Origin of the sequence: Maribacter algae (assembly GCF_047345745.1) — a bacterium.
Taxonomy (GTDB): Bacteria; Bacteroidota; Bacteroidia; order Flavobacteriales; family Flavobacteriaceae; genus Maribacter.
The window spans coordinates 34,320-51,456 of sequence record NZ_JBLFES010000004.1 but is presented as its reverse complement, the minus strand read 5'-3'; the positions used below and the strand labels follow the sequence as shown (position 1 = coordinate 51,456).

At 39.1% G+C, this 17,137-nt stretch carries 13 protein-coding genes; 3 read left to right on the top strand and 10 right to left on the bottom strand.

Translation table 11 applies throughout. The features are described 5' to 3' along the window. Positions 1-8: 8 nt before the first annotated feature. A complete protein-coding gene (gene leuC, locus ACKWBX_RS14770) occupies positions 9-1,430 on the bottom strand; it encodes a 3-isopropylmalate dehydratase large subunit (RefSeq protein WP_413969490.1) in 1,422 nt (473 codons plus the stop codon). Positions 1,431-1,642: 212 nt separating this feature from the next. Here leuC and ACKWBX_RS14765 point away from each other — a divergent pair, with 212 nt between their 5' ends. Then, positions 1,643-2,761, top strand: a complete 1,119-nt coding sequence (locus ACKWBX_RS14765) for a DUF2911 domain-containing protein (RefSeq protein WP_413969489.1) — start codon at positions 1,643-1,645, stop codon at positions 2,759-2,761. A 59-nt stretch (positions 2,762-2,820) separates the two neighbouring features. On the opposite strand, the gene ACKWBX_RS14760 is transcribed toward ACKWBX_RS14765, so the two are convergent. The 4 genes from ACKWBX_RS14760 to ACKWBX_RS14745 all read right to left on the bottom strand — a co-directional run bounded on the left by ACKWBX_RS14760 (position 2,821) and on the right by ACKWBX_RS14745 (position 8,841). Then, positions 2,821-3,915 (bottom strand): Ig-like domain-containing domain, encoded by a 1,095-nt coding sequence (locus tag ACKWBX_RS14760; RefSeq protein WP_413969488.1) that lies wholly within the window; start codon positions 3,913-3,915, stop codon positions 2,821-2,823. Beyond that, positions 3,906-5,024, bottom strand: a complete 1,119-nt coding sequence (locus tag ACKWBX_RS14755; RefSeq protein WP_413969487.1) for a hypothetical protein — start codon at positions 5,022-5,024, stop codon at positions 3,906-3,908. Before ACKWBX_RS14755 ends, ACKWBX_RS14760 begins: the two co-directional genes overlap by 10 nt. A 122-nt stretch (positions 5,025-5,146) precedes the next feature. Beyond that, a complete protein-coding gene (locus ACKWBX_RS14750; protein ID WP_413969486.1) occupies positions 5,147-7,687 on the bottom strand; it encodes a DUF559 domain-containing protein in 2,541 nt (846 codons plus the stop codon). A 122-nt stretch (positions 7,688-7,809) separates the two neighbouring features. Then, positions 7,810-8,841 carry a PorV/PorQ family protein gene (locus ACKWBX_RS14745; RefSeq protein ID WP_413969485.1) on the bottom strand — a complete coding sequence of 344 codons (1,032 nt, stop codon included), beginning with the start codon at positions 8,839-8,841 and terminating at the stop codon, positions 7,810-7,812. 137 nt (positions 8,842-8,978) lie between these two features. Between ACKWBX_RS14745 and ACKWBX_RS14740 the strand changes: the two genes are divergently transcribed. Further along, a complete protein-coding gene (locus ACKWBX_RS14740; protein WP_413969484.1) occupies positions 8,979-11,090 on the top strand; it encodes a M1 family metallopeptidase in 2,112 nt (703 codons plus the stop codon). Beyond that, a complete protein-coding gene (locus ACKWBX_RS14735) occupies positions 11,087-12,001 on the top strand; it encodes a patatin-like phospholipase family protein (protein ID WP_413969483.1) in 915 nt (304 codons plus the stop codon). Before ACKWBX_RS14740 ends, ACKWBX_RS14735 begins: the two co-directional genes overlap by 4 nt. 165 nt (positions 12,002-12,166) lie before the next feature. On the opposite strand, the gene ACKWBX_RS14730 is transcribed toward ACKWBX_RS14735, so the two are convergent. The 5 genes from ACKWBX_RS14730 to ACKWBX_RS14710 all read right to left on the bottom strand — a co-directional run bounded on the left by ACKWBX_RS14730 (position 12,167) and on the right by ACKWBX_RS14710 (position 17,059). Next, positions 12,167-12,685 (bottom strand): DUF7935 family protein, encoded by a 519-nt coding sequence (locus ACKWBX_RS14730; RefSeq protein WP_413969482.1) that lies wholly within the window; start codon positions 12,683-12,685, stop codon positions 12,167-12,169. 96 nt (positions 12,686-12,781) lie between these two features. Then, positions 12,782-13,552: an OmpA family protein gene (locus ACKWBX_RS14725; RefSeq protein WP_413969481.1), complete on the bottom strand. Its 771-nt coding sequence runs from the start codon at positions 13,550-13,552 to the stop codon at positions 12,782-12,784. A gap of 12 nt (positions 13,553-13,564) precedes the next feature. After that, positions 13,565-15,121, bottom strand: a complete 1,557-nt coding sequence (locus ACKWBX_RS14720; RefSeq protein ID WP_413969480.1) for an FMN-binding glutamate synthase family protein — start codon at positions 15,119-15,121, stop codon at positions 13,565-13,567. A gap of 100 nt (positions 15,122-15,221) precedes the next feature. Next, positions 15,222-16,502, bottom strand: coding sequence for an amidohydrolase (locus ACKWBX_RS14715; protein WP_413969479.1), 1,281 nt, complete (start codon positions 16,500-16,502; stop codon positions 15,222-15,224). A 5-nt stretch (positions 16,503-16,507) separates the two neighbouring features. Further along, positions 16,508-17,059, bottom strand: a complete 552-nt coding sequence (locus ACKWBX_RS14710; protein ID WP_413969478.1) for a DsrE family protein — start codon at positions 17,057-17,059, stop codon at positions 16,508-16,510. Positions 17,060-17,137: the final 78 nt, after the last annotated feature.

The window sequence follows — 17,137 nt, the reverse complement described above, 5'->3', positions numbered from 1 at the left end:
GACAACTATCAACCAGCAACTACTTCTTTTTCCATTAGTTCACGTGGGTCCGTAACCTTGCCCGTTACTGCGGCAGCTGCGGCAACCAAAGGACTGGCCAAGAGCGTTCTAGAGCCGGGACCTTGCCTTCCTTCAAAATTTCTGTTAGAAGTACTTACCGCCAACTTTCCAGGAGGCACTTTATCATCGTTCATCGCCAAACAAGCGGAACAACCTGGTTCCCTTAATTCAAAACCTGCTTCTGTGAGAATATCCAAAATACCTTCTTCTTTGATTGCCGACTCTACTTTATGACTGCCGGGAACCAACCAGGCCGTCACATTATCAGCTTTTCGTTTTCCTTTTACAATAGATGCAAAAGCTCTAAAATCTTCTATTCTTCCGTTGGTGCAGCTTCCCAGAAATACGAAATCGATAGCTTTTCCTATCATGGAATCACCTTCATCAAACTTCATATATTCCAAGGATTTCTTGTAGGTCGTTGCTCCTCCTTGTACCGCATCGGATTTTGGAATATCGTTTGAAATGCCCATCCCCATTCCAGGGTTGGTGCCGTAGGTAATCATAGGTTCGATCAAGGATCCATCAAATGTCAACTCTTTATCAAAAATGGCATCCGGATCTGTGTGAAGTGTTTGCCAGTAGTCCATGGCCTTGTCCCAATCAGTACCTTTAGGCGTGAATTCTCTGCCTTTTATATAGTGAAAGGTGGTCTCATCGGGAGCGATCATACCACCACGAGCACCCATTTCTATACTTAGATTGCAAACGGTCATACGGCCCTCCATAGTCATATTTTTAAAGACATCACCGGCATATTCCACAAAATAGCCCGTAGCCCCGGAAGTTGTTAATTGTGAGATGATAAAAAGCGCCACATCCTTTGGGGTTACACCATATTGTAGATTTCCCGAGATATTGATGCGCATTCGCTTTGGTTTGGGTTGCATGATACATTGTGTGGCCAGAACCATTTCTACTTCAGAAGTACCAATACCAAATGCTATAGCTCCAAAGGCTCCATGTGTTGATGTATGCGAGTCGCCACAAACAATGGTAGCACCGGGTACCGTAATTCCATATTCCGGGCCAACTACATGGACTATACCATTTTTTTCATGACCCAGACCCCAATAGGAAATACCATACTCATTTGCATTTTCTTCCAACATTTTTAATTGGTTGGCGGACAAAGGGTCTTGTACCGGTAAATGTTGATTTATAGTAGGGGTGTTGTGATCTGCCGTTGCGAACGTTTTCTCAGGATGCATTACTCTAATATTCCTGTTCTTAAGCCCCAAAAAAGCAACGGGGCTGGTCACTTCATGAACCATATGACGGTCAATGAACAATACATCCGGACCGTTTTCAATTTGATGAACTACGTGGGAATCCCAAACTTTATCAAATAATGTCTTTTTAGCACTCATATACTTTAAAATTCTTGACTGACGAAATTATTAAAAAGGTATAGTGTATAGAAATTCAGGCCCCTTAAATTACGATGTTCAACAAAGATTGTCAGGTTTGTTAGAAACATTTGAGGTTTAACATGGCAATGGGGTATTTTAACAAAATGGTAACGCTAAAGGGCTTTGAGAGTTGTTACATTGCAAAATTAACAACTTGATTTAAGAACAATATGAAACAGTTTAACGCTAAGGCATACCTATGCCTATTTTTTTTACTTGCCCCCTTTTTAATACCTACTTTATCAGCACAACTAACTACTCCGGCCGGTAGTCCTGAGGCCGAAGTAATGCAGCGCGTAGGAATAACGGATATCACTATACATTACAACAGACCTTACGTAAAGGGAAGAGAAATTTGGGGAAAATTAGTTCCCTATGGATTTAACGACCTTGGTTTTGGTACCTCAAAGTCAGCCCCTTGGAGAGCAGGTGCCGATTATAACACGACAATTGAGTTTACGCATGATGTCAAGATTGAAGGAAACGATGTAAAAGCGGGCAAATACGCCTTATTTTTTGCGTTGGAGGAAAATGGTGATGTTTTGGGTATCCTTTCAAGTAATACCACTTCTTGGGGTAGCTACTTTTATGATGAAGCTGAGGATGTTCTTCGATTCAATACAAAATCCAAAGAATTGGATTCATTTGTAGAAATGTTGACTTTTGGCTTTGATACTGTAGATGCAACAAGTGCCGTGGCCAGTTTAAAATGGGAAAAAAAAGAAATTCCTTTCAAGATAGAAGTTGATGTAAAAAACATTGTACTGGAAGGTATTGCCAATGACCTTAGGAACCCGACCGGTTTTCAACAATCTACTTGGGACCAAGCCGCTAACTACGCTTTTAATGCAGGTGAAATGGATAAGGCTTTGGAATGGGTAAATGCTTCTATAGCTGGACAATTTTTCAGTGAGGAAACCTTTGCCAATCTGGCTTTAAAATCTAGAATTCTCAGAAAACAAGGAAACACCTCTGAAGCGGACATGTTATTGGATAAGGCAGTTAGTTTGGGGAGTGCTCGTGAAATATATGGTGCGGGAACGCAATTAATAGGTGCGGATAATGATAAAGCCTTAAGCATACTAAAGGCTAACGTAAAGAAAAATAAGGGGGTATGGCCTAGTAATTATGGTTTAGCTAGGGCTTATTCTGCCAAAGGGGATTATAAAAATGCCGTAAAATCCATTAATAAATCATTGGCCGTTGCCCCGGAAAATTTTAAACCAAGACTTGAACAAGCTTTAGAAAGACTTAAAAAGGGAGAAGACATTAATACTCCTGCCAACTAAACATCAATTTAGTTGTCAAAACAATTAAAAAGGGTCTTGTGCATATGTACAAGACCCTTTTATTCAATAATGAGCGGAATACTTTTTGTTTCGGTATATTTTTCCTTTTTGACTTCATTTTTTAGATTGTTGTCAAAAAGATGATTAAGGTTGTTACCAGCTAAATCTTCAAATATTGAAAGTACTTCTATTTCATGAGTCCCGGCAGGCCATGGTTTTTTTGGATAAAAATTTAATTGTTGCTCATTTTCTGAGAGCGCATACTTTCCATCGATAACTCTACCATAACTATTTTTAATAAGAATGGTCTCTTTTGCCAAAATTGCATCCATAGGTTCATTGAACTTAATTATGAGCGTGTCTTTTGAATCTTTTTTAGGATTGCCAATTTGCCATTTAGAAAGGTTAGGTTTTTCTGTATCCTTTGAATTGACATAAAAAACTTTTGAATACGATTGCCTCAGGGGTATTCCTTTCGCAGATTTTAAATTTTTATCGATTTTTAGCGTATAAGAATGGTCTTTATTTACAGGTAGTCCTTCTCTTTTATTCGGAATTAAATCAGTCTTTATACGGCCTGGGTCTAACCAAAGTGTTAATCGGTTATGTTCTCTGTTCCATAGGTGCGATGGCAATTCTAGAAACACCTTTTTATAACTCTTATCAGTGTTATCAAATACCGTAATAAAATCTAAAATGTTGCCAACCTCTTGCATAGGTTCCGAAAAAATAAAATACATTTTCAGAAGATTCTCCGGTATGGTATCGTTACTTGGATATATAGCTTCTAATTTTGGTTTTTCTTCTAACCTTGTTGGTGCTACCATAAATTCTCCTATAATCTGTTCTCCATTTTTAATTTGATATTTTTCACAAGGAGTAAAAGGTATAACAGGTATAAAACTATGGCTGTTTCCATCTGTGGTCATAGCACCTAGAATAGGAGTGATCGTATTTTTCTGTATATAAACCTGTAGCTTATCTGTCTCCGATTTTGTTTTGAATAGAACACTTACTGCTTTATCACCTTCATATATCAATTCGATATCTATAGCAGTAGACTTTGTATCACAACCTAGAAAAAAGGTGACACAAAAAAAGACCAAGACTGACTTGATCTTTTTTAAACTTATTTTGTATAAGATTACATCCACTTGGTAGGGCGACTTCTCAGAACCATTTCTCCAGAAGCTGTTCGCTGTACATAAACTACATTTTCACTATCTAGCGTATCCATTTGAAAAACATAAGGCATAGGAAGATTATCATAAGGCACTCCGGTAGCCACTCCAAATTCTGAAACTGTATCGGTAATGGTCTCCTTAAAATTGGCAATATCTTCATAATCCAATCGCATCACAGGACGATTGGTATTGGCCATTAAAAAATACTTTTTTCCTTCCTTTTCATAAGATATCATATCTAAAGGAGAATTACCTGCACCTAACTCCGCAACAGTACGCCCTTTGGTATGTACGCCATCTTTCAAATCGCTCATTGGAAAAAGAACCAACGGAGTACAGGTATAGCTGGCCATGAGATATTCTGTATTGTCCATAGTGATAACATCAAAGGTTTTAATAGGTGCGTGGGTTTCATATTGACCATGTGCTGCATGCCATATTTCCAATGATGCCTGATCTTGGACAGTTTTAAAAGGAAAAGGAATGCTTCTAAATGTAGAAGCAAATTCTTTGTTAGAAAGCCCTGATACCAAAACCTTGCCTTTGTGGTATTTTATATCTGAAATTGACCAGATGCGTTGTGGTCTGCCTCTTTTGTCTTTTGCATCTTCTGCTATGGCATTTTCAAGTTCTACTTGAGAATAGCCTATTGCTTTTAAAGAAATATTTTCAAAGTTACCATTGCTCAAGCTTAAAAGAACCGGCGTACCGTCCATACTATTTATAGCAAAGTATATCTTTTTGGATATGGGGTTTACCGCCATATCATTTATTTTAATTTTATCGGCCGTGGTACCTAATGCGGCTGCAACTTTAGCGTCAAATTCACCCATATCAATACCTTCACTTTTATCTATCTTTTCAACATCTTTAGTGTCAAGGGCATAAATGGAAGCGTTTTTGGAATCGCCTACGAACAAAATGCCGTCAGGACCAAAACTCAAACTATTAATAGAACTTATTTCAGGATTGCCAAAAGCAAAATCTTTCGTTAATTCAGATGTGGGGTTGTTCGTGGAAGCAGAAATTCCAATGAGGGCTAAGGTGCAAATGCCTATACCAAGTATTATTTTTTTCATGATAGGTAGTTTTGCCTGTAAATTATTGCATTTTCAGAAGTTGTAATGCTAAATATTTAGAATTAACCTAATTTTAACGCGTTGATATACATGTAGTTATGAGTTACATAAATATCCTCAATTCAACTTATATAATTCCAAATATTCTTGTATTTGATTAATTGCGCATAAGAATGACGTATGACCAAGTTCTCAGGTTTTTCCAAGGATGGGTCGTCCTTTAGAATGCGTAACGCATAGTACCTAGCGGATTTCAAGATTTCATTGTCCTTGACGATATCGGCGATTTTTAAATTGAGGATACCACTTTGTTGTGTTCCCATAATATCGCCCGGTCCACGTAATTTCAGATCTACTTCGGCTATTTCAAAACCATCGTTGGTGCGTACCATGGTTTCCAACCTTGTTTTGGCCTCTGCGGAGAGTTTATGACTTGTCATTAAGATGCAGAAACTTTGGTCCGCACCACGCCCCACACGCCCACGTAGCTGATGTAACTGAGAAAGTCCAAAACGTTCGGCACTTTCAATAATCATTACGGAAGCATTTGGAACGTTTACACCTACCTCGATAACGGTAGTGGCGACCATGATTTGGGTTTCGCCCTTTACAAACCGTTCCATTTCATATTCTTTATCGGCCGGTTTCATTTGCCCGTGAACTATGGAAATTTGAAACTCCGGTTGGGGAAAATCACGGACAATACTCTCGTAACCATCCATTAAATCCTTATAATCCAATGCTTCTGATTCTTGAATAAGCGGATAAACAATATAGATTTGTCTCCCTTTTTTGATTTCGTCCCTTATGAATTGAAATACTTTTAACCGATTGGAATCATACCGATGCACGGTTTTAATGGGTTTTCTCCCTGGCGGTAGTTCATCGATTACAGAAATATCCAAATCGCCATACAAACTCATGGCCAAGGTTCTTGGGATAGGCGTTGCCGTCATCACCAAAATATGGGGTGGTAAAGCCCCTCCATCCTCCCCAGAGGGGAGGCTATTCCATACGTACTTGATTTTTTGTACGACTGTATCGATAGCTCCAATAACTTCTTCATTTTTAAAGCGAATTACCTTATATCCAAATTCAGTTAAGATTGCTGTCCTTAAAGCATCGGCTTTTTTTTGAGATGGCTCATTAGGGTATTCACCATCAATCTCAATAATCAACTTTTTGGAGATGCATACAAAATCGACGATGAATTCATCTATGAGATGTTGTCTTTTAAATTTTATTCCAAGTTGTTCATCGTTTAATTTTTCCCATAGCATTTTTTTTGATGCCGTAGTGTGTTTTTTTCTTTCTTGTTCATTCGTTTTCAACAGATCGTATATTGATGGTTGGGCAGTTTTATATTTTTGATGAATCTCTTTTACCCTCCCTTTGGGAGGGGTCAGGGGTGGGCTTCCTTTGTGCCAAAGCTTTGATCGTTGTGCAACGCCAAACCGATGTTGTTCATCTATGATCGCTAGGCCCAAATTCTTGAACTTTACTTTATCTTCCAACAATGCGTGTGTACCGACAAGGATGTTCAATCCGCCATTTTCCAATTGTTCATGGATAGGTTTTCGAGCTGATTTTTTTACGGAACCGGTAAGTAGGGCACAGGTTACCCCTGTACCTTCCAATAATTCCGAAATACCTTGAAAATGCTGATTGGCCAATATTTCTGTAGGAGCCATTAAACAGGCCTGAAAACCATTGTCTATAGCCAACAACATGGTCATAACGGCAACAATGGTCTTGCCGGAACCTACATCGCCCTGTAAAAGCCGGTTCATTTGGGCATTACTTCCTAAATCTGCCCTAATTTCTTTGATGACCTTTTTTTGGGCATTGGTCAATTCAAAAGGCAAATGATGGGCATAAAAATCATTAAAGAGCGTACCCACTTGGTCAAAAGTAAAACCCTTTATTTTTTGTTTGTGCAACATATTTTTGGCGATAAGCTGCATTTGTAGGTAAAAAAGCTCCTCAAATTTTAACCGAAATTGTGATTTTGCCAACAACGCTTGGCTTTTAGGAAAATGTATATTGAATAATGCTTCGCTTTTTGATATTAACTTAAGTTCGAATAATAACTTGTCCGATAGGGTTTCTGAAAACTTCCCTTTGGTTTCCAGAAACAATTGTTGCATGAGTTTGCTAATGACACGATTGGTGATGCCTTTGTTGCTCAATTTTTCCGTGGAAGGGTACACGGGTTGCATGTGCACTTTTAAGCCTTGCTCGTGTTCCGATAACAATTCCATTTCCGGATGGGGCATGGAAAATACATTGTTGAACACATTGCATTTTCCAAAAATGACATAAAACGTATTTAATTTTAAATTTTCCCGTATCCATTTTTGACCTCTAAACCAGACCAGCTCCATAGCCCCAGTTTCGTCCTGAAATTTTGCGATCAGTCGTGTTCCCCTTTTTTGCTCAACCGTTTTGAGGTGTACAATTTTGCCAATGATCTGGACATCGGCATTGCTTTTTTGAAGTTGATTTATTTTATAGTACTGTGTCTTATCAATATATCTGTTGGGGAAAAGATTCAATAAATCTTGATATACGTGAATGCCCAATTCCGATTGCAAACTTTCTGCCCTATTGGGACCAACGCCCTTTAAATAGGCTACAGGAGTTTGAAGAAAATTAGCGTTCATTCGTCTAAATTAGTCGTTCACATAATGAAGTGCAAGCCAATTGCGACAAGGCATCATAAAATCTGAAATTTTTAGTAACAACCTTAATAAGTGCGGGTTGCCAATTAGTTGAGATTATGAGATCAAAACACCTCGTCTAAATTTAACCCAAGGGACAAACGTAGTTTTTGCCGTATCAGATTTTCTGCATCAGAGACACCTAACAAAATGGCAACATCCAAGTCAACAAATCTACCTTTGAAACCAGTGCCCAATGTGGCGAAAGTATCCGTTGCCCTGTTAATTCCAATGGAGTAACCTGTTCTCAGAACTAATTTTTCCCTAAATGTAAATTCTAGTCCCGCACCCATTGCGGAACCCTCAAGAACAAATTCTAAAGGTTCGCCCGCTTCGTTTTCGGTATAAGAATCCAGCAGTGTTTTGTATTCTGAAGTAACTGCCAACCGTTTATCTTGATTAAAAATAAAATCAAAACCTAGTCCTATTTTCAATGTGGAAGGTGCATAGATTTCAATGTGTTTCTTATCTTCAAAAGATTTACCTCTCAGATTCGAAAAGTTGAACCCTGCCCGCCATCTGCCATTGAACGCTTTATAGGCTATTTCGTTCCCTTGGTAAAACCCGGAAACATCAATACCGTAAAGACTGGAATTAGTGTTAAAACCGTCCAACATAGGTGCTTTTTCATTTAAAGAAATATAGCGACCCCCTACGGCCATGGCAAACTCATTGCTCAACTTCATCGTATATGAACCACCAATGGACAATTCATTGGCACGATTAACTATTCCGGTCTCAACAAAGGAACCAACGGAATTGGCATAACTACGAATACTCAAAGCATAGGCACTGCGGTCATTTAGTTTATTATAAAAATTAAAGTTAAGTTGGGAAAACTCATCAAAGTCTTGACTGCTTGTGAATATTTGGATAATACCGACCTCAATTTTTTTGGCCGAAAAAACATATTTGGAGGGATTCCATAATTGCGAAAATACATCGGTAGCAGTGGCTACGCCGATATCGCCTTGGCCTGCCGCACGGGCATCGGTCGCAATGCTTAGAAAGGCATCTCGTACCGGATTTATACCACTTTGCTGTGCTGATACATAATGTAATAGAAAAAGGGTATATAAAAGGAAGATTCCTTTCATCAGAGCTGGTTTAACGGGTTGGCGGTTGTAACTAGGTAAACTGGTTTATCGCCTATTTCGTATGCGTGGATTTGAATCGATATTATTTAAGATTGGTATCATCCAACGAACTTGTTCCATTTCAATATCTTTATCTTATGAAAGGTTTTCATTTTTTCATTTTCTCCCTGTTTGGATTTTTCTTGATGGGACAACATCAGGATAAAGTCGATTTTATTAGGGCAGACGTTTCGATCAAACCTATTCCTCAAGAGAAGCGAGTAGAAGGATTAGTAGTTTATGAGTTTAATGTTTTACAGGATTTGGATTCGGTTTTTTTGGATGCCCAGAATATGAATTTTGAATGGGTTAATTTGAATGGAAAAAGAATCGCCTATCAATATGACGGAAAACGTATTACTATTTCCAAGAATATACCTAAATCAGATAAGAATATACTTTCTATAAATTACGCTTGTGTACCTGAGCAAACGGTCTACTTTTCCGGATGGGAAGATAAAATAGAAGGCAATGAACAAATTTGGACCCAAGGTCAGGGAAAATACACCAGCCATTGGTTGCCCAGTCTTGATGACATGGAGGAGAAAATTGAATTTGATTTAAGTTTTGATACGAGTGAAATTAAAGATCTGGAAATCATAGCAAACGGTACTATAAAAGAAGTTGTAAGCAATCATAATGGTAGTTGGATAATTTCTTTAAATATGAAAAAACCAATGAGCAGCTATCTCTTGGCTTTTGCGATTGGGGATTACAAAAAACAGGAATTGGTTTCCAAAAGCGGGATTCCTATCGAGAACTATTATTATTCCATGGATAGTCTTAAAGTAGAACCGACCTATAGATACACCGAACAAATTTTTGATTTCATGGAGGCCGAAATAGGAGTGCCCTATCCATGGCAAATCTACAAGCAAATTCCGGTACATGATTTTCTATATGCCGGAATGGAAAACACGACAGCTACTATTTTCTCTGATCAATATGTTATCGATTCCACTGCTTTTGTGGACAAAAATTATGTAAATGTAAATGCACATGAGTTGGCGCACCAATGGTTCGGGAATTTGGTGACGGAGAAAAATGGCAAGCATCATTGGCTCCATGAGGGTTTTGCCACCTATTACGCCTATTTAGCGGAACAACATATTTTTGGTGACGACCATTTGTATTGGAAACTATATGCATCGGCACAACAGTTACAGGCACAATCCCAAAAGGGAGAAGGGGAGTCTTTATTAAACCCAAAAGCAAGTAGTCTTACCTTTTATGAAAAAGGAGCCTTGGCGTTATTCATGCTCAAGGAACAACTTGGAGAAATGGCTTTCAAAAAGGGAATTAAAAATTATCTGGTAAAACATCAGTTCAAAAATGTAACGGTAACGGACTTCTTAACGGAAATGGAATTGTCAAGTAAGATGGATTTGTCCGACTTTAAGAAGCAGTGGTTGGAGCATGTGGACTTTCCTTTTGAATCTATAAAATCGATGTTAAAAAAATATTCCCCGTCGTTAAAAATTCTGTTTGAAATGGAGAACGAATTCCAACAGGTCAAAAGTGACGATTTGGATTATGAAACGTATTGGAACAAAACTACTTCTGTACATTTAAAAAAACAGCTGATAGAAAACCATCATCAAATTTTACCCGAAGTCATTATCGATAGGGCATTTGCTTCGGATACCGTTCCAATCAGACAGGCCTTGGCCAATTCGCTATACGGTATTTCGGGATCTCGTACATCGACCACAAAACTAAAAACTCAGTATGAATCGCTCTTGTTGGACGAAAGTTATATAACCGTTGAAACGGCACTGTTAAAACTCTGGGTAAATTTCCCCGAAGGAAGAAAGCAATATTTGGAAAGAACGCCATCTATAATGGGCCTTCCCAATAAAAATGTGCGCCTGTTGTGGTTGACCTTGGCATTGGCCACTCCTGATTTTAACGATGATAAAAAACAAGGATATCTTAAGGAATTGACTAGCTATACCACATCGATTTACAATGCTGAAATACGTAGCATGGCATTTCAATATCTGTCCGAAATCGACGCGTTGGATTACCATGCCCTAACGGAATTGGTCAAAGCTACAACACACCATTCATGGCAGTTTAGAAATTTTGCGCGTCGTTTATTGGACACACAGTTGGAAAATGAAGAACAAAAAAACCTGATATTAAAAATAGCGCAGCAATTAAACGAATCTGATTTGCGTTATCTTCAGACCAAAATTAAATTACCATGAAAGCGTTGGTTATTTCAGGAGGAGGGAGCAAGGGAGCATTTGCGGGTGGAGTGGCACAATTCCTGATTCAAGAATCTGGAAAAAAGTATGATTTATTTGTGGGAACCTCCACAGGAAGTTTATTGATATCGCATCTGGCACTGGGTAAACTGGATAAAATAAAAGAAATCTACTCCAACGTAAACCAGAAAACCATTTTTAATAACTGCCCGTTCGTCATCAAGAAAAAATATGGGATAGATGAAATATCCATAAACCATTGGCGGGTTTTGTGGAATTTCATCCAGGGCAAAAAGACCTTTGGGGAGAGCGAGAATCTAAGAAAGCTCATACGCAATAGTGTTACGGTCGAAGAATTCGAGAAGCTGAAGAACAGCGATACAGATGTCGTCGTTACCGTTTCTAATTTAACCCTGAACCAGGTAGAATATAAATCCATCAATGACTGTACCTATGACGAATTCTGTGATTGGATTTGGATGTCCTCGAATTATACGCCTTTTATGAGTTTGGTTCGTAAAGATGGATGTGAGTATGCCGATGGGGGTCTTGGAAGCATTGTACCCATAGAGGAGGCCATAAAACGAGGTGCTACCGAAGTGGACGTGATTGTGCTTCATACCGAAGTCAATTATTTAAATAGGATGCCTTCTAGAAATCCTTTTGAATTGTTGACGACCATGATGAGCTTTATTCTGGACAGGATAGAACATCAAAATATTAGAATTGGGAAATTGGTAGCCAACCAAAATAACGCCATTATCAATCTTTTTTATACGCCTACTATCCTGACGACCAATTCCTTGATATTTGATAAAGCAAAAATGACATTGTGGTGGAAACGCGGTTATCTATATGCGAAAAACAAGAACGAAGAGACCAACCCTATTGAGCCCAATGAAAATGAGTAAAATGAGTATTCAGTATTCAGTATTCAGTAAAAAGTATCAAGTACTAAGTAGTTAGTATTAAGTAGTTAGTATTAAGTACAGAGTGATTCGTATCAAATTTATTTGTAATTATAGTTTTCAAATATTTTTTCTGCTAACTGCTAACTGCTAACTGCTAACCAAAGTCTACCACAAATCCCCAATTTCTTTTTTTACAAAAGATAGGGCTGTTGCGGACGGTGAAGATTTTTCCATTGTTTCGGTCAAAACATCCTCTCGGAGTTTATCGGCAGAATCGGTATCGCTCATAGCGGCTTTTCTGATCATTTGTATCGTAGCACTTTTTGCGGCTTTGATGATGTTCCAACATTCGTCCGTCATATAAATCTGCTGTGAAAGGTTATGATCAAATTCCGTTTCGATGCTTTTGATCAATTGATTTTCATATTCCGATTTATTGCTGGAAGTTGGTGCTACACGTACCACAAGATTAGGTAGGGAAATACGCTCTAAAAAAAGGGCCATACGCTCATAGGCCTGTAAGCGAACGGGCAGAACATCTTTTTGTGAGTCTTTGTGCAAAAGAAAGCGTCTGCGGCCCTCTTCATTGTTGGTGTGCATTCTAAAAAAATAAAATGCAATGGCTCCTGTTACAACAGAAGGTAATAAATAAGCAAAAAGTTGAAAAATTTGGTCAGAACTCATTCGTACTAGTTTAGTGTAATTAGTGTTGATTTATGCTAGTAGAACGGCCATTTCTTTCAATTAGTATAATAGCTAATCGATGAAATACATATTTTTTTAATTCTTCATATCGGCCTTGGCCTTATCATAGAACGCTTTATAATCCGGATGGATTTTTACCCGCAAGGATTCCGAAAATCCTCCATCACCGGCAGCCACCGTTATATTATTGCCGGAAACGCCATGTTCCTTAATCAGGGCAGCAGTTACAGTGGCAGCTTGGGAAAGCGCGACATCAAATTCTCCTGTAATACTAAGACCTTCAACCGTAACAGGAATATTGGGGTTTGCGTTTAACAGTTTTGCTAAATTTGCCAACCAATCCTTGGTGGGTTCCAGCAAAACGGTGCCAAGACCACCTTCAAAGAAGAAATCCATTTTTTCGCTCAGGATTACGGTTCCGTCAGAAACACTCACTTTTGCGTTTTCGCCCAGGATCTGTTTTGCTCTGGTCAAAACCACGACCGCTGTAGAATCATTACCGGCAATTGCATCCACAATTCCTTTCAATTGCGCTTCTTTCCGTTCCAAAGTCCCTAATGTTTTATTGATATTTTTAGAGTTTTGACTGGATAAGGCCGCAAAATTGTTGAGGTTTTTGAGCAATGTGGCATTGGCTTCTTGTAGTTCGGAAACCTGACTTTCAAATTCGGCCGTTTTTAATTCCGCTATTTTTTTATCTTTCATGGCCCCGGAAATGGTTCGTTTTATGGAATCTAACTGAAATTTTAAATCCTGATTCTGGGCTATCAATTCACTTTTCTTTTGTGCTTCTACCGAAGCAAAACAAAGTATACAAAGTAGGGTAGGGAGTATAATTCTCTTCATGGGAATATCTAATTAGTTTCGGCTACCAAGATACGAACAGTCTTTTAATTCTTGAACTCCTTTAAAGTCAACTTTGGTTTTATGATACCCGTAGACCGAGGCCAAACTGCGATTTAAATCGTTGTCGTCTACGTTTACCTGAATATCGTCCATGGTAAATTCGCATGGATGCTCATAACCCGAAGCATGGGTAATTTCCAGAAACTCCTTTCGGAATGTTTTAAAATATTGGGCCAAACGTTCGGATTTCAACGGAATATTGATTCCGTTTTGCAACCATTTTTTTTGAGTGGCTATTCCCGCAGGACATTTATTGGTATGGCAAACCTGTGCCTGTATACAGCCAATGCTCATCATAGCTTCCCGCGCTACGTTAATACAATCTGCTCCCATGGCAAAGGCCATTGCCGCTTTTGCGGGAAAACCAAGTTTCCCACTACCTATAAAAACGATCCGCTCCGTGAGTTTACGTTCGGAGAAAACTTTATACAAGCTTGAAAACCCGTAGACCCATGGTAAGGAAACATGATCTGCAAAACTGGGGGGTGCCGCTCCGGTTCCTCCCTCGCCACCGTCAACAGAAATAAAATCAGGGCCTTTCCCCGTTTTTATCATCAAATCGGCCAATTCTTCCCATTGGTCCAATTTTCCGATGGCACCCTTTATTCCTACAGGGAGTCCTGTTTCCTCGGCGATAGCTTCAATAAGCGCCAAAAGTTCGGGAACGGAGCTAAATGCCTTGTGCGTAGAGGGGGAGAGAACATCCTTACCGACTTCTACACCCCTTATCTCCGCAAGTTCAGGTGTAATTTTGGCCCCGGGAAGCACGCCGCCCTTACCCGGTTTTGCCCCTTGGGAAAGTTTTATTTCAATGGCTTTGATGCATGGATTTTCTTCTACCAATTTCTTCATTTTTTCCATGGAAAAATTACCGTCTTGCGTGCGAACACCAAAATATCCTGTTCCAAAATGAAAAATTACATCACCGCCCTGTTTGTGATAGGGCGATAATCCGCCTTCTCCAGTATTGTGATACCCGCCCGCTATGCCTACGCCTTTGTTCAGCGCTTCTATAGCTGCTGCCGACAAGGAACCGAAACTCATGGCGGAAACATTGATGACACTTGCCGGGCGATACGGTTTTCTTCTCTTATGGTAGGCACCCATGACCTTGGCACAGGGTAAAAAGGTTGGATTTTCTTTGTTCGGATGACCTTCCGGAACGTTAAACGCCATCATTCTATTTTTTACGAAAATATGTTGATGGGCATAGAAGTCCCGGTCCGAACCAAAGCCTTCGTAATTATTTTCCTTTTTTGCCGAGGCGTAGATCCATCCTCTTTCAATCCTATTAAAGGGTAGCTCTTCACGATTGTTGGCTACAAAATATTGGCGCATTTCTGGCCCTATGCTTTCCAACCAGTAGCGCAAATGTCCCACTATGGGATAATTATGCTTGATGGTGTGTCGCTTTTGGATAAAGACATCCCATATAAAAACGAGTACCAAAAAAAGTAGGACATAGGCCCACCAAGGAATGTTATCTAAAAAGTTAAGAATATCTTGCATGATAGTAAGGTGTCTGGTCGAGCGTAGTCGAGACCTATTTCAAACAGTTTCATATTTACTAGAGACCTCTCGACTTCGCTCAAGAGGACATAGGCTTACTTTATTTACTATTCAAATAATCAAATGTCAGATTCGTCAATGCTCTTACACCCAATTTCATTCCATCTTCATCAATAAAAAAATCAGGGGTGTGGTGTGATGGCGCATCGGACTCCTTCATATTCAAAGGCGTTCCTCCTAGAAAGAAGTAAAAACCTGGCACTTTTTCTTGAAAAAATGAAAAATCTTCTGCTCCGGTAATGGCATCAATTAAATGAACCTTATCTTTTCCTGCCGCTCGTTGCAAAGTAGGTAGCATTTTAGCTACTAATTCTTCATTATTATAAGTAATGGCTGCCCCTTCGTTAATTTCTATGGTTGCCTCAGCTTTATATGCCTTGGCAATGGCAGGAACCATTTCTTTCATACGATCGTTTAATTTCTTTTGCATATCGTAATCTAAAGTTCGTATCGTTCCAATAATGGTGGCCGATTCTGGAATAATATTATTTCTGATTCCCGTATTGACCATTCCCACAGATATTACAGCTGCTTCTTTTGTAAGCTCAGTTTCTCTACTTACAATCGTTTGTAGGCCCATAATTATTTGTGCAGAGGCTACTACGGGATCAATACTTTGCCAAGGCCTGGAGCCATGTGCTTGTTTTCCTTTCACATTAATTTCAAAGCGTTGTGCAGCAGCCATAATGCCTCCTGGCTTGTAATTAATATTATCTATGTGTGTTCCAGAACTAATGTGCAAGCCAAAAATAGCATCTACATCGGGATTTTTAAGAACGCCTTCTTTGACCATTAATTTGGCACCACCTTCTTCACCTTTGGGCGCACCCTCTTCGGCTGGTTGAAAAATGAACTTTACAGTTCCTTTAATATCTTTTTTGTTCTTGGAAAGCACTTCTGCAACGCCCATTAAAATAGCAACATGCGTATCATGACCGCAGGCATGCATAACTCCGGATTCTTTTCCGTTATAAGTAGTTTTTACAGTTGACTTAAAAGGAAGGTCAACACGCTCGTTAACCGGTAAAGCATCCATATCAGCCCTTAAAGCCACCACTTTGCCCGGTTTACCACCTTTTAATATGCCCACAACTCCGGTATGTGCCACACCTGTCTGTACTTCGATTCCCAAGGATTTTAAATGAGCTGCTACCTTTTTTGCCGTTTCAAATTCCCGGTTTGATAACTCTGGATTTTGGTGAATATCCCTTCGCCATTCAATAACCTTTTTTTCAATATTATCAATTTGTTTATCGATTTTACTTTGAGAAAAAGCAACAGTGCTTAGCAATAGGGCAGTACCTAATAATAGATATTTCATTGGATTTAAAATTTGATTAGTCTATATTCTTCGTTCTGTAATTGTATGAGTGCGCTCATGGCGGATAATGATAATTGTACACCATCTATCAATTCTTCCTTCGGAAAACCTCTGGACATGGAGGACTGTCCGCAGAATATGACTTCTGCTCCGGCACCGATTAAATCGGTTATGAGTTTTTCGTTCGGATTTTCAATGCCGTATTTTTTCTTGTAATTTTTGGAAGTAATCACATCTTTGGAGGCTTTGTTATGCACGACCAAGGCTACTTTCAGCTGTTCCAACGGGATTCCGCTTTGGGCATGCATATTCAAAAATCGGGCGGCCGTCTCTATGCTTCGGTTCAGTTCGCCAACGTCCTCAGGGGAATTCATAATATCAAAAACCGCTTTGTATGTTTTAGTGGTGTCCAATGCATAATCAGGAGCATCTACCTTCCAAACCTTACCAAAATCCTTGATGATAGGACCGGTATTTTTGGTCTGTGCATTAATGTAGTTACCAAAAAGAAAAACTATAGCGCAAAGAAGAACTCCATTAATATTATTTTTTGTCATTGAATCAGCTATTGAAAGCTAAATATATTCAAATTGAAAAGAAATACCGTGCATTGTTTATAATTCTGAAAACTACCG

What these genes read in the sequence shown, in the direction of transcription:
- ACKWBX_RS14755 (WP_413969487.1), bottom strand. Translation starts at nt 5,024, where the DNA reads ATGAAAAAAATAATACTTGGTATAGGCATTTGCACCTTAGCCCTCATT.
- ACKWBX_RS14730 (WP_413969482.1), bottom strand. Translation starts at nt 12,685, where the DNA reads ATGAGTTCTGACCAAATTTTTCAACTTTTTGCTTATTTATTACCTTCT.
- ACKWBX_RS14720 (WP_413969480.1), bottom strand. Translation starts at nt 15,121, where the DNA reads ATGCAAGATATTCTTAACTTTTTAGATAACATTCCTTGGTGGGCCTAT.
- ACKWBX_RS14740 (WP_413969484.1), top strand. Translation starts at nt 8,979, where the DNA reads ATGAAAGGTTTTCATTTTTTCATTTTCTCCCTGTTTGGATTTTTCTTG.
- ACKWBX_RS14745 (WP_413969485.1), bottom strand. Translation starts at nt 8,841, where the DNA reads ATGAAAGGAATCTTCCTTTTATATACCCTTTTTCTATTACATTATGTA.
- leuC (WP_413969490.1), bottom strand. Translation starts at nt 1,430, where the DNA reads ATGAGTGCTAAAAAGACATTATTTGATAAAGTTTGGGATTCCCACGTA.
- ACKWBX_RS14735 (WP_413969483.1), top strand. Translation starts at nt 11,087, where the DNA reads ATGAAAGCGTTGGTTATTTCAGGAGGAGGGAGCAAGGGAGCATTTGCG.
- ACKWBX_RS14750 (WP_413969486.1), bottom strand. Translation starts at nt 7,687, where the DNA reads ATGAACGCTAATTTTCTTCAAACTCCTGTAGCCTATTTAAAGGGCGTT.
- ACKWBX_RS14715 (WP_413969479.1), bottom strand. Translation starts at nt 16,502, where the DNA reads ATGAAATATCTATTATTAGGTACTGCCCTATTGCTAAGCACTGTTGCT.
- ACKWBX_RS14725 (WP_413969481.1), bottom strand. Translation starts at nt 13,552, where the DNA reads ATGAAGAGAATTATACTCCCTACCCTACTTTGTATACTTTGTTTTGCT.
- ACKWBX_RS14710 (WP_413969478.1), bottom strand. Translation starts at nt 17,059, where the DNA reads ATGACAAAAAATAATATTAATGGAGTTCTTCTTTGCGCTATAGTTTTT.
- ACKWBX_RS14765 (WP_413969489.1), top strand. Translation starts at nt 1,643, where the DNA reads ATGAAACAGTTTAACGCTAAGGCATACCTATGCCTATTTTTTTTACTT.